Annotated in this window: 13 protein-coding genes; 4 read left to right on the forward strand and 9 right to left on the reverse strand. The window is 69.7% G+C overall.

What is annotated here, in order from left to right:
* Positions 1–170: 170 nt before the first annotated feature.
* From ACIRDX_RS08635 to ACIRDX_RS08650, 4 genes are all read right to left on the reverse strand, one after another.
* Positions 171–629: a hypothetical protein gene (locus ACIRDX_RS08635; protein ID WP_396625010.1), complete on the reverse strand. Its 459-nt coding sequence runs from the start codon at positions 627–629 to the stop codon at positions 171–173.
* Between the two features lie 272 nt (positions 630–901).
* Entirely contained in the window at positions 902–1,543 is a 642-nt protein-coding gene (locus ACIRDX_RS08640; RefSeq protein ID WP_396625011.1) for a hypothetical protein, read from the reverse strand.
* Positions 1,540–2,115: a hypothetical protein gene (locus ACIRDX_RS08645; protein WP_396625012.1), complete on the reverse strand. Its 576-nt coding sequence runs from the start codon at positions 2,113–2,115 to the stop codon at positions 1,540–1,542. Before ACIRDX_RS08645 ends, ACIRDX_RS08640 begins: the two co-directional genes overlap by 4 nt.
* Before the next feature lie 168 nt (positions 2,116–2,283).
* Positions 2,284–2,841, reverse strand: coding sequence for an RNA polymerase sigma factor (locus tag ACIRDX_RS08650; protein ID WP_396625013.1), 558 nt, complete (start codon positions 2,839–2,841; stop codon positions 2,284–2,286).
* A gap of 52 nt (positions 2,842–2,893) precedes the next feature.
* Here ACIRDX_RS08650 and rnr point away from each other — a divergent pair, with 52 nt between their 5' ends.
* Together rnr and selB are read left to right on the forward strand one after the other, a co-directional pair.
* On the forward strand, positions 2,894–5,158 hold the full coding sequence (gene rnr, locus ACIRDX_RS08655; protein ID WP_396625014.1) for a ribonuclease R: 2,265 nt from the start codon (positions 2,894–2,896) through the stop codon (positions 5,156–5,158).
* Entirely contained in the window at positions 5,158–7,038 is a 1,881-nt protein-coding gene (selB, locus tag ACIRDX_RS08660) for a selenocysteine-specific translation elongation factor (protein ID WP_396625036.1), read from the forward strand. The genes rnr and selB overlap by 1 nt, the downstream gene beginning before the upstream one ends.
* 1 nt (position 7,039) lies before the next feature.
* Here the strand turns inward: selB and tatA are convergent, their stop codons facing one another.
* Positions 7,040–7,213: a twin-arginine translocase TatA/TatE family subunit gene (gene tatA / locus ACIRDX_RS08665; RefSeq protein ID WP_110174806.1), complete on the reverse strand. Its 174-nt coding sequence runs from the start codon at positions 7,211–7,213 to the stop codon at positions 7,040–7,042.
* Between the two features lie 54 nt (positions 7,214–7,267).
* On the opposite strand from tatA, the gene ACIRDX_RS08670 reads away from it, so the two are divergent.
* Positions 7,268–8,119, forward strand: a complete 852-nt coding sequence (locus ACIRDX_RS08670; protein WP_396625015.1) for a VWA domain-containing protein — start codon at positions 7,268–7,270, stop codon at positions 8,117–8,119.
* Between the two features lie 199 nt (positions 8,120–8,318).
* Complete coding sequence (locus tag ACIRDX_RS08675) at positions 8,319–9,242, forward strand: energy transducer TonB (protein WP_396625016.1); 924 nt, start codon at positions 8,319–8,321, stop codon at positions 9,240–9,242.
* 216 nt (positions 9,243–9,458) lie between these two features.
* Here ACIRDX_RS08675 and groL read toward each other — a convergent pair whose 3' ends face one another.
* From groL to ACIRDX_RS08695, 4 genes are all read right to left on the reverse strand, one after another.
* Positions 9,459–11,084 carry a chaperonin GroEL gene (groL, locus tag ACIRDX_RS08680; RefSeq protein WP_396625017.1) on the reverse strand — a complete coding sequence of 542 codons (1,626 nt, stop codon included), beginning with the start codon at positions 11,082–11,084 and terminating at the stop codon, positions 9,459–9,461.
* Between the two features lie 18 nt (positions 11,085–11,102).
* Positions 11,103–11,390: a co-chaperone GroES gene (gene groES / locus ACIRDX_RS08685; RefSeq protein WP_396625018.1), complete on the reverse strand. Its 288-nt coding sequence runs from the start codon at positions 11,388–11,390 to the stop codon at positions 11,103–11,105.
* A 298-nt stretch (positions 11,391–11,688) separates the two neighbouring features.
* Entirely contained in the window at positions 11,689–11,895 is a 207-nt protein-coding gene (locus tag ACIRDX_RS08690) for a helix-turn-helix domain-containing protein (RefSeq protein WP_396625019.1), read from the reverse strand.
* Positions 11,896–11,914: 19 nt separating this feature from the next.
* Entirely contained in the window at positions 11,915–12,814 is a 900-nt protein-coding gene (locus ACIRDX_RS08695; RefSeq protein ID WP_396625037.1) for a phosphoribosylaminoimidazolesuccinocarboxamide synthase, read from the reverse strand.
* Between the last annotated feature and the right edge of the window lie 49 nt (positions 12,815–12,863).

Genomic DNA, 12,863 nt, shown 5'->3' on the forward strand with positions numbered 1-12,863 from the left:
CACTGCCGGGTAGCGGGTAGCGGGTGACGGGTAGAGACACGCGAGCGCCGTCACCGCCTTGCCGCTCCCCGCTCCCCGCTCCCCGATACCCGATACCCGATACCCGATACCCGATACCCGATACCCGATACCCGATACCCGATACCCGATACCCGTGTGCCCGCGTGCCCCTACGGTTCGGGGGTAGCCCGATAGACCTCGCCGAGGAGGTTGGCGGCCTGGGCGGCCTTGGCGTCGGCCTCGGCCTCGGGGCGCGGGGCGGCGGGATCGGCCGCGGGCGGGGTCGGCATGGCCGGGGCCAGCGCCAGGGCGTCCTGCAGCAGGGTGCGGGCCTGGTCGACCTTGCCCGACTCGGTCGCCGGCAGGTCGCGCTGGCTGGAGGTCTTGAAGGCGTCCAGCAGCCGCATCGCCTCTTCCACGTGCGTGCGCGCGTTGCCGTAGTTGCTGCGCACGAGCGCGATGCGCGCGTCCTGCGTGCGGGCGCGGGCCTCGGACAGCCGCAGGCGCAGCAGCGCGCGGTTGGCCGTGTGCTGGGCCGGATAGGCCTGGTAGTAGCCGAACAGGAACCCGATGAGCGCGGCCACCACCGCGGTGCCCGCAAAGTACGCCGCCAGCCGTCCCTTGGTCATGCCCGACAGGGTAATACGGCCCACGGCTCAGGGCTCACGGCTCAAGGCATAGTGCGGGCCCGAGGCTCAGGAAGACGGCTCACGGCCTAAGGCTCAGGGCTCAAAGAGCGGCTCACCTCTCACGGCCACAGCGCAGGCCCGAGGGTTTCTCCACCGGCCAGGCAGTTCGTAGCCGCCGGCCATGGCCGGCGGTCAGCGACCTTCCCGGAAGATCCTGATGCGCGGGCGACGAATCGTCGTCGGAGACGTCGACGGCCATTCGCGGGGCGCGGTTATCTCAGAATCTCGGCCTTCACCTCGACGGTCACGATGCGGTCGGTGGCCGGGTCCGCGGAGCGGGCCACGGCGACGGGCGTGCCGGGAGTCAGCAAGGCGGTGAGGTTCTCGACGATCGCCACCAGTGACGGCCGAGATCCGCTCGCCACGCGCTCGTCCTCGTTCTTCGGCGTGAAGCCCTTGGGCAGTACTGGCTCCATGATGCCGATGCTCGAGTAGTTGAACCGCAGATCCAGCAACACCCGCTGTTCCGGCGTGACCGTCACATTGGCGTCGATGTTGAGCGGCAGGTCCCTCATGTTCCCGGTATAGGTGGGCACGGCCGTGATCGTACGCACGCTGCTGGAACGGCCATCGGCCACCAGCAGCGACACGATCTTCTTGACGGGCGCCTCCGTACCGTTCTGCTCGGTGATCGTCACATCCACCTTCACGTTGCGCGTCGGCAGCGGACGTCTCTCGGCCGGCGCGGGCGGGGCCGGCGGTGCGGGCGGGGCGGGCGGGGCGGGCGGGGCCGCCTGCGGTGTGTCGGGCACGGTCGTGTACGCCATGGCCGGGGTGGTCGCACGCGGCGCCTCCTGCGCGAGCGTCGGCGCGGCGAGGGCGAGGGTCACGAGCAACACTGACAGCATCTTCATGGTCTCTCCTGTTCGTCCACCGGCGCGATGACGATCGGCGCCAGCGGAATCGCTTCAACGGTGATTGGCTCGAGCGCCGCGAGCGGCGCGATCTCGATGGGCGCGGGCGCGATGGACTCCAGTTCGATCGGCGGCAGCCCCGACGGCACCGGCACCCACCCCATCACCGCCGCGGCCTCGCGGATTCCCGTACCCGGCACCCGGTACCCGGCACCCGGACTTGTCCCGACTCCCGGCCGCAGGCTCTTCCACTCCTCGAACGCGTCCATCCCCCAATAGGCCTGCGGCGGCAGCACGGGCCGGTCGATCTCCTGCGGCACGCCCCAGGTCGTGTGCACCTCGGGCAGGACCACCGACGTCCGCCCGACCTGCCACGTGGCGCCCAGCGCAACCAGCACCGTTGCCGCCACAGGCAGAACCCACCGCGGCCTCAGGCCGCCTGCAGCCTGTAGCCCGTAGCCTTGCCCCGGCCCCGTCTGCGCGAGCACCCGCGCGACATGGTCGGCCGGCGGTTCCGGCCGGGCCAGTGCCTCGAGTGCGGCGTCGATGCGTTCGTCGTCGTGTGCGTTCATTCGTTCTCTCGCGCGGGAAGGGCTGCGGGCTACCGTCTGCAGGCTGCCTGACCGTCGACCTGAACTCGCCGCGCGCCGCAGGCGCACATCGGCGAGTCTTGAAGGTCGACGGCTACGAACTGACAGACTCCCGACTCCCGACTGCCGACTGCCGACTGCCGTTCTTCCTTACCGCCCCATCCGTTCCCGCAACATCCGTCGCGCGTCGCTCACGCGCCACTTCAACGTGCCTACCGGGATCCCCAGCAGCGCCGCAGCTTCCGCGTACGGCAGGTCCTGCGTCGCCACCAAGAGCAGGGCGTCGCGGTGACTTCTGGGCAACCCCTTCACCAGCCGCTTGAGGCGCTCCCTCGACTCTGCGTCGAGCACCGTGCGTTCCGCATCGGGCCCGCCGCCCTCGAGATCAAGCGCCGGCCCCTCGTCGTCTTCTCGCGCCGACCCTATCCGGATCATCCGCAGCCAGGCCACCATGCCCCGGCGGCGGTCCAGCGCCTTGCGCCAGGCGATGGCCACGATCCAGGTGCGGAACGACGACTGGCCCCGAAACTCCTGCAGGGCCCGCCAGGCCGACACCCACGCCTCCTGCGCCGCGTCGTCGGCCTCCTCGCGAGAGAGCAGCGCGGCGTGCGCGGCGCGGAACACGGCCTCGTGGTGCCGGTGCACGAGGTCGGCCCAGGCCTCCTGGCTGCCCCCCTGCGCGCGGGCCACGAGGTCGTCGTCGGTCACCGAGCCTGTAGACTGACCGCGTGACGACCCGGTTGGAAAAGTTGGCGAGACCATGACCCCAGACGAGCTGCTGCAGCGCATCCGCGAACGCGTCACGCATCCCTCGACCGTGAAGGACCTGATGCGGGTCCTCAAGCTGCCCAAGACGGAGGCGCCAGGCGTGAGGCGCGCCCTGAAGGCGCTGGTCGACAAGGGTGCGCTGATTGAAACACGCGGGCGCCACTTCGGCGTGCCCGAACTGATGGACCTCGCGCCCGGGCGCATCACGGTCCATCCCAACGGCTTCGCCTTCGTGAAGCTCGACCGTGCCATCGACGACATCACCGGCGACATCTACGTCGCCGGCCACAACCTGCACGACGCCATGCACGGCGATCGTGTGCTGGTGCGCGTCGAGCATCACGGCCGTGATGGCCGGGCCGAGGGCCGCATCGTCCGCATCCTCGAGCGCGGCGCCTCGACGACCGTCGGTCGCTTCGACAAGGACGAGCACGGCCTGCTGTTCGTCACGCCCTTCGACAAGCGCCTGCTGATGGACGTGCAGATCCCCGCGGGCGACGAACTGGGCGCGCAGGCGGGCCAGATGGTGGTCGTCGAGATCCTGCGCTGGCCGATTCACGGCCGCCCGGCGCTCGGTCGGGTGGTCGAGATCATCGGGTCGCTGGACACGCCCGGCGTCGACACGCAGATCATCATCCGCAAGCACGGCATTCCCGATCGGCACTCCGAGGAGAGCATCGCGGAGGCCAGCCGGCTCGGCGTCGAGATCGACCCGAAGGACATCGACGGCCGCACCGACTTCCGCGGTGACGTCGTGGTGACCATCGACGGCGAGACGGCGCGCGACTTCGACGACGCGGTGTCGGTGGAACGGCTGGCCAACGGCAACTACCTGCTGAAGGTGCACATCGCCGACGTGGCGCACTACGTGCACGAGGGCAGCGCGCTGGACCGCGAAGCCGCCGAGCGCGCGACCTCGGTGTACTTCCCCGAGCGCGCGGTGCACATGTTCCCCGAGGAACTGGCGACCGGGCTGTGCAGCCTGCGGCCGCACGTCGACCGCCTCGTGCAGTCGGCGGTGATGGAAATCGACGCCCGCGGGCGCGTCGTCGAGGCCTCGTTGCACGACGGCGTGATCCTGAGCCGCGCGCGCATGACCTACAACGAGGTGCACGCCATCCTCGAGGGCGACGCGGCGCAGCGCGAGAAGTACGGGCCGCTCGTGCCGCACTTCGAGCGCATGCGCGAGCTGTTCGCCATCCTGAACCAGCGCCGGCATCGGCGTGGCTCGATCGACTTCGATCTGCCCGAAGCCAAGATCGTCCTCGACGAGGAGGGCCAGATCGAGAACATCCTGGTCGCCGAGCGCAACGTCGCGCACCGGATCATCGAGGAGTTCATGCTGGTGGCCAACGAGACGGTCGCCGCGTTTCTCGAGGCTCACGACGTCCCGACGCTGTATCGCATCCACGAGGCGCCAGACCTGCTGAAGGTGGAGCAGTTCGAGGAGTTCATCGCGACGCTGGGCTACTCGCTGGCCGCGCCGATGAACCACGTGAAGCCGCGCCACTTCCAGAAGCTCGTCGAGCAGCTCCGCGGCAAGCCCGAGGAGCGGCCCATTGCCACGCTCATGCTGCGGACGATGCAGAAGGCGCGTTACGACACGGCCTGCCTCGGCCACTTCGGGCTGGCGGCAGACGCCTACGCGCACTTCACCTCGCCGATCCGCCGCTATCCGGACCTGATCGTCCATCGCACGTTGCGTGAGTTCCGGCACGGCAAGCTCACCGCGCAACTGCACGAGGAGCGCGTGGAGGAGTTGCCGGAGCTCGCCAGGCACACCTCGGAGATGGAGCGGCGCGCCGACGAGGCCGAGAACGAGCTCGTCGCCTGGAAGAAGGTGCGCTTCATGGCCGACAAGGTCGGCGAGGAGTACGACGGCTTCATCACCGGCGTTGCCCCGTTCGGCATGTTCATCCAGCTGGTCGAGCACTACGTCGAGGGCCTCGTGCACATCTCGACGCTGGCCGACGACTACTACCGCTACCTCGAACGTGCGCATCAGCTGCGGGGCGAGAACACCCACCGCGTGTTCCGGCTCGGCGATCCCATCCGCGTGCAGGTGATCCGCGTCGATCAGGAGCGCCGTCAGGTGGACCTCGGCGTTGTCGAGGTGCTCGAGCGCGTGCGTGCGTCGGAGCGCCAGCGTGGCGCCCGCACGAGTCGGGCGACGCCGAAGGGTGCGGTGCGCGTCGCCAAGGGGCGCCCCGGCAAGCGCGAGCGCGCCATCAAGAAGGCAGGACGCGGCCGGAAGTGATGCACATCACGATCGCCACCGCCGGGCACATCGACCACGGCAAGAGCGCGCTCGTCGAGGCGCTCACCGGCACGCATCCCGATCGGCTCCCCGAAGAGAAGGCCCGCGGCATCAGCATCGAGCTCGGTTTCGCGCACGCCACCGTCGATGACGTGGTGCTGTCGTTCGTGGACGTGCCCGGCCACGAACGGTTCGTGCGGACGATGCTCGGCGGCATCGGCGGCATCGACGCCGTGCTGCTGGTGGTGGCGGCCGACGAATCGGTGATGCCGCAGACGCGCGAACACCTCGCCATCTGTGGACTGCTCGACGTCCCGGGCGGCGTCATCGCGCTCACCAAGTGCGACGTCGCCGACGAGACGCTGCAGGCCATCGCCGAAGACGACGTCCGCACCCTCGTCGCAGACACGCCCCTGGCGCACGCGCCCATCGTCCGTGTGTCCGCCCACACAGGGCAGGGCATCCCCGAGCTCCGTGCGGCCCTCGTCGCGAGCGCGGCCAGCCGGCGTCGGCGCGAGCGCGACGTGCCCGCGCGGCTGCCGGTCGATCGCGTGTTCAGCGTGAAGGGCTTCGGCACGGTGGTCACCGGCACGCTGTGGACGGGCGCGATCACGGCCGAGTCGTCGCTCCGCGCGTGGCCGTCGGGGCTCGCGCTGCGCGTGCGGGGCTTGCAGGTGCACGGCGCAACGGCGGCGACGGCCGAGGCCGGGCAACGTGTCGCCGTCAACCTCGCGGGCCTGTCCGTCGAAGACATCGGGCGTGGCGACGTGATTGTCGGCGACGGCGTGGTGGTGCCGACGCGGCGGCTCGCGGTGGACCTGCGCGTGCTGCCTGAGGCTGCGCCAATGCGGCACGGCGCGCGCGTGCACGTGCATCTCGGCACCGCGGCGGTGATTGGCCGGGTGTTGCTGCCCACAGTGGGCGGCGCCGGACGGATCGTGAACCCTGGCGCGTCCTCGAGCGCCGTGATCCGCCTCGAAGCGCCGCTGGCGGCGCGCCGGGGCGATCGCCTCGTGCTGCGCTCGTACTCGCCGGTGGCCACGGTGGCCGGCGCGCTGATCCTCGACCCGATGCCCTCGGCACGCAGTCGCGTCGGTGCGCCGCGAGAGGACGTGCCTTCGGACGTGGCGGGCCTGGTGCGCGCGCGCATCGAAGACGCCGCGGCCGCTGGCGTGCTGGCCGAGGAACTGCCGGCGCGGTGCGCCACCACGGTTGGCGAGGTGGAGCGCACGCTGGCGACGCTGGCCGACGCGGGGCATGTGGTCAGGGCGGGGGAGCGGTGGGTTTCCACGACGGTCCTGCGCGGGGTGCGCGAATCGCTGCTCGCGCGTGTCGACGCCGCTGCCGCCAGCGACCCGCTCGCGGGAGGCGTCCCGCGCGCGTCGCTACGACAGGCGCTGGGCCGACGCACGCGCGCCGAGGTGGTGGATCTCGTGCTGGCAGGACTCGAACGCGAGGGGGTGCTGACCGGCGACGAGCGCGTGCATCGCGTGGTGGCGGGGTCCGTGCGCGACGTCGTCGACGAGCGGGTGCTGGCGCGCCTGGGCAGCGCGGGCGTGGCCGGGCTGACCCTCGGGGAACTGGAGACGGCCGAGGGGCTCGATCGAAAGGTGCTCTCGGCAGTCCTCGCTCGGCTGGTCAAGGCACGCGACGCGGAGCGCGTGAGCGATCAGTACATCGCGTCGACGCACCTGGCAGCGCTCGTGACAGACCTGCGGGGACTTCGCGATGCCGGCGAGGCGCCGGGGACCGTGGAGGTGGGGTGGTTCAAGGACCGCTACGGCCTGACGCGCCGCACGGCGATTCCCTTGCTGGAGTGGCTCGATCGCACGCGCGTGACCCGACGGACGGGCGAGGCGCGCGTGCTCGTCGCCGGCTAGGCTACTCGTCCTTGCCGGACGCGCCTTCCTTGGTGGCTTCCTTGAAATTGCGGATGCCCTTGCCGATGCCGCGTCCGATCTCCGGCAGGCGCGTCGCCCCGAAGATCAACACGATGATGAACAGGATGATGATCAGTTCGGGAATACCGAGTGGTCCGAGGCCCAGCGCGATCATGACGTGCTCCTTGAAGAACGGTGAATCCCGTTGATTCTACCATTCGCCCCACGCGTGCCTCGTCCGGCTGTCCTCGGCGCCCTGCTGGCGGGCCTGCTCGTGTCGTCGTCGGCGGCGCGCCAGTTCGTCGCGCGCACCGATCTGGTCGAGGTCTACGCCACGGTCACCGACGATGACGGACGGCTGGTGACCGACGTCGGTCGCGAGGAGTTCACCGTGATGGAGGACGGGGTGCCGCAGGCCCTCACGGCGTTCGCCGACGGCGACCAGCCCGTGTCCATCGCCCTCGCGGTGGATCGCAGCGCGAGCATGGCCGGCGGGCGGCTGGCGGGGGCCCAGGCGGGCGGCCGCGCGCTGCTGCTGGAACTCGGGGAGCAGGATCGCGCGATGCTGGTCGCGATCGGGTCGGAGGTGGAGGTGCCGGTGCCCCTCACGCTCGATCGCCGCGCCGTGGATACCGCGCTGCAGGGCCTCGACGCCTGGGGTTCCACCGCACTCCACGACGCCATCGTCACGGCATTCGACGCCATCGAGCCGGCGCCGGGGCGACGGGCGCTGGTCCTCGTGTCGGACGGGCGCGAACGGCACAGCCGGCGGTCGGCCGACGAGGTGCTCGCTCGCGTGCGCGCCAGCGACGTGCTGGCGTATCCGGTCGTGCTCGAGGGCAAGGTCACCACGCTCTTCGCCCAGGTGGCGGCCCTCACCGGCGGGCAGGCCATCCGGGTCTCGCGCACCAAGGACCTGCCGTCAGTGCTGCGCCGGATCGCGTCGGAACTGCGCCACCAGTATCTGCTCGGGTACCAGCCGACGCGTCCCCAGGGCGCGGGCGGGTACCGTCGGATCGAGGTCCGCGTCGGCCGCCGCGGGCACCACGTGCGCGCACGAGCGGGTTATCTCGCCCGTTGAGGCGGCCGAAGGCGCCACTCGCAGCGTCTAACCCCCAAGGACTGCCCGCGCGGGGACGGAGCAGTCGCTCGTGCGACGTCGAAATCGACGCGCACGCCTCGCGTCGACGCTGCGCCAGTGAGGCCGCGGCCCGCGCACGAGTTGCGGCTATCGCAAGAGTGCTGACAGAATGAACGCGTTCTCTCGCCATCGTCCGGATATGTCTGACGCGTCTGTCGTCCCACCCCCCGACCACGAGCACCATGGGTCGCTCATGCTGCCGACCGGCGGCCACCCCACGATCGACCTCGAGTTCGGTCAGGGGCGGCAGCGGGTCAGCGGCGCGGCGGTGGCGTCGGCCGTGGCGCACCTCGCGTTGGCCATCCTGCTGTATCTCGGGATTCGCGCGGTCCCGGCCGGACAGGCGGAGGTCGAGCAGAAGCCGCAGGACAACGTGGTCAAGCTCGTGTTCCTCTCCGAACCCGGGCCGGGCGGCGGTGGTGGTGGCGGTGGCAACAAGAGTCCGGAGCCGCCGCGGCGGATGGAGTTGCCGGGTCGCGACCGGATCTCGGTGCCTGTCGCCCCCAAGGTGAACATCGAGCCGCCGAAGGTCGAGCCGCCGAAGACGAACGAACCGCCGCCTCCGGTCCCCCAGATGAACATCCCGGTGCAGAGCCTGGCGTCAGGTCAGGCGGCCATCGCTGGGGTGATCGACCGCTCGGCAGTGCCCGGCGGGACGTCCCAGGGCAGCGGGACGGGCGGGGGCGCTGGCTCGGGGACGGGCACGGGTGTCGGGTCGGGGACGGGCAGCGGCCTTGGGCCGGGCTACGGTGGGGGCACTGGTGGTGGGGCGTACCGTCCCGGGTCGGGCGTGACGTCGCCGACCCTCATCTCGCAGGTCAAGCCGCAGTACACCACCGAGGCGATGCGCGCGAAGATTCAAGGGCGCGTGCTGCTCGAGGTGGTGGTGATGCCCGACGGCCGTGCTGGCGACATCAAGGTGATTCGGTCGCTGGATCGGACGTTCGGCCTCGACGAGGAAGCCATCAAGGCGATGCGCCTCTGGCGCTTCCGCCCAGGGATGCGTCAGGGCGTCGCCGTGCCGGTGCTGGTGACCGTGGAGATGGATTTCAACCTGCGATAACAGACGGGTACCGGGTACCGGGTACCGGGTACGGGGTACGGGGTACGGAACAGCACGAAGGGCCCGGGGGAGCGTTCCCTCGGGCCCTTTGTCTTGCATCGCGCTGCACAAAAACAACGGGCGCCTCGAGAGGCGCCCGTTGCTGTGGGCCGGACTCTGAGAGCCGGCCCTCCCACCTGCCGGGTACCCTGAACCCGGTACCCGGCACCCGGTGGCTTAGTACATCCCGCCGCCGCCGCCCTGGGGCATCGGCTCGGCCTTCTTCTCCTCGGGGATGTCGCACACCATCGCTTCGGTGGTGAGCAGCAGCCCGGCGATCGACGCGGCGTTCTGGAGCGCCGTGCGGACCACCTTGACCGGGTCGATGACGCCGGCCGCGATGAGGTCCTCGAACTTCTCGGCGCCGGCGTTGTAGCCGAACTCCACCGTGTCGTTCTCCTTGACGCGCTGCACGATGATCGTGCCTTCCTGGCCCGCGTTGGTCGCGATCCAGCGCATCGGCTCCTCGATGGCGCGCTTGATGATGCTGACGCCGACCTGCTGGTCGTGCGTGTCGAGCTTCAGGCCCTCGAGGGCCTTGCCCGCGCGAATCAGGGCCACGCCGCCGCCGGGCACGATGCCCTCCTCGACAGCCGCCTTGGTCGCGTGCATCGCGTCCTCGACGCGCGCCTTCTTCTCCTTCATCTCGGTCTCGGTGGCAGCACCGACCTTGATGACGGCCACGCCGCCCACGAGCTTGGCCAGGCGCTCCTGGAGCTTCTCGCGGTCGTAGTCGGAGGTGGTGTCCTCGACCTGCGTGCGGATCTGCTTGACGCGGCCCTCGATGGCGGCGGCAGCGCCGGCGCCCTCGACGATCGTCGTGTTGTCCTTGTCGATCGTGACCTTCTTGGCGCGGCCCAGATCCTCGAGCTTGACGTTCTCGAGCTTGATGCCGAGGTCCTCGGTCAGCGCGCGGCCGCCCGTCAGGATCGCGATGTCCTCGAGCATGGCCTTGCGGCGGTCACCGAAGCCCGGGGCCTTGACGGCCGCGGCCTGCAGCGTGCCACGCAGCTTGTTGACCACGAGCGTGGCCAGCGCCTCGCCCTCGATGTCCTCGGCGATGATCAGCAGCGGACGACCGCCGCGAGCCACCTGCTCGAGGACCGGGAGGAGGTCCTTCATCGACGAGATCTTCTTCTCGTGGATGAGGATGACCGGGTTCTCGAGGACCACTTCCATGCGGTCCGGGTCGGTCACGAAGTAGGGCGAGAGGTAGCCGCGGTCGAACTGCATGCCCTCGACGACCTCGAGCGAGGTCTCCATGGACTTGGCTTCCTCGACCGTGATGACGCCGTCCTTGCCGACCTTCTCCATCGCTTCCGCGATGATCGTGCCGATCGTGCTGTCGCTGTTGGCCGAGATGGTGCCGACCTGGGCGATGGCGTTGCCGCTCACCGGCTTGGCGAACGACTTGAGCTGCTCGATGACGACCTCGACGGCCTTGTCGATGCCGCGCTTGACTTCCATCGGGTTGGCGCCGGCCACGACGTTCTTGGCGCCCTCACGATAGATGGCCTGCGCGAGCACGGTCGCGGTGGTGGTGCCGTCGCCGGCGATGTCGCTGGTCTTGCTCGCGACCTCACGCACCATCTGCGCGCCCATGTTCTCCAGCGGATCCTTCAGCTCGATCTCCTTGGCGACGGTGACGCCGTCCTTGGTGATCGTCGGGGATCCGAACTTCTTGTCGAGGACGACGTTGCGTCCCTTGGGACCGAGGGTCACCTTGACCGCGTCGGCGAGGTGGTTGACACCGCGAAGGATTGCCTGACGCGAGTCCGCACCGTAGACGATTTGCTTGGCCATGTTTGCGTGATCCTCCCCTTACGCCATCACCGCGAGGACTTCATCCTCACGCATGATCAGATATTCCTTGCCGTCGACCTTGATCTCCTGGCCCGAGTACTTGCCGAAGAGGATCGTGTCGCCCTGCTGCACGTCGAGGGGCGACACCTTGCCGTCGTCCTTGACCTTGCCCTTGCCCACGGCGACGACCTTCCCCTGTTGCGGCTTTTCCTTGGCCGAGTCGGGGATGATGATGCCGTTGACCTGCTGCTCGCCTTCCTCGATGCGTTCGACGATCAGGCGATCGTGTAGCGGTCGGAGGTTCATGGTGTGCACTCCACTCCTGAAGAAATGTGACGGCGGGCGCGCGGCCCCCCTGAAGACTGTTCCACTGGTCCACAGCGACTTAGCAGTCACGGTGTACGACTGCCAAGTATAGATCGTCCATGTTGGCAGTCAAGGGGGAGGACTGCTAATCGCCGGCCGACGGCCGGACATTGGCAATGCTGCGATGCCGCGATGCCGGGAATGCCGGAAGGCAAGCGCCAAGCACCAAGAACCAAGCGCCAAGGCCGGAAGTGCTGTTCCAGCCCCCAGCCCCCAGCCCCCAGCCCCCAGCCCCCAGCTACCTGAGCTTGTACTCGGCGATCTTGCGGGTGAGGGTGTTGCGGTGCAGGCCGGTGAGCGTGGCGCAGCGGGTGAGGCTGCCGTCGGTGGCCTTGAGGGCGTGCTCGAGGAAGCGTCGCTCGAATTCACGCGCGGCGTCGGCGTAGTGGATGCCCTTGTCCACCATCTCGGCGACGAGTCGGTCCAGTTCGCGGTGCATGACCATGCGGGTGCTGCTCGATCTCTCAGGCCAGGTCGGCGCCGGTGAGCCGTCGGAACGCGTCGAGGTACTTCTCGCGGGTGCGCGCCACGACATCGTCGGGCAGCGAGGGCACCGGGGGCTGCTTGTCCCACTTGATCTGCTCGAGGTACTCACGCACGAACTGCTTGTCGAAGCTCGGCTGTGGGCCACCGGGGGCGTACTGGTCGGCGGGCCAGAAGCGCGAGGAGTCGGGCGTGAGCACCTCGTCGATGAGGATGACGCGTGAGGCGCCGCCCTCCTCGACGAGCCCGAACTCGAACTTCGTGTCGGCCACGAGGATGCCGCGCGAGGCGGCGTGCTCGGCCCCGGCGGTGTACAGCGCGAGCGTCAGGGCCTTCACCTGGCCGAAGACGTCGTCGCCCAGGATCGCCGCGGCCTGCGCCTCGGAGATGTTCTCGTCGTGTCCGGACTCGGCCTTGGTCGCCGGCGTGAACAGCGGCATCGGGAGTCGGTCGCACTGGCGAAGGCCGGCGGGCAACGGATGGCCACACACCGCGCCGGTCGCCAGGTAATCCTTCCACCCCGAGCCTTCGAGATAGCCGCGAGCCACGCACTCGACGGGCAGGGGCTGCGTGCGGCGGACCAGCATGGAACGGCCGGCGAGGCGGCTGGCGGCGCGCCGGGCGCCTGCCGGAAAGTCGGCAACGTCGGTCGACACCACGTGGTGAGGCGTGACGTGGGCGAGGTGCCGGAACCAGAACGCCGACAACTGCGTGAGGATGCGCCCCTTGTCGGGAATGCCCGACCCCAGCACATGGTCGAAGGCCGAGATGCGGTCGGTGGCGACGATCAACAGGTGATCGGCGTCGGCCTCGAAGACGTCGCGCACCTTGCCGCGCCGCAGCAGCGGCAGGTCAACGTCCGTGGTCTCGAGCAAGGGGATCTGGGACACGCGCGTAAGGGGGAAGCGCCGGACTCCGGCAGAGGCGGCC

This window comes from Luteitalea sp., assembly GCF_044337415.1.
Classification (GTDB): domain Bacteria; phylum Acidobacteriota; class Vicinamibacteria; order Vicinamibacterales; family Vicinamibacteraceae; genus Luteitalea.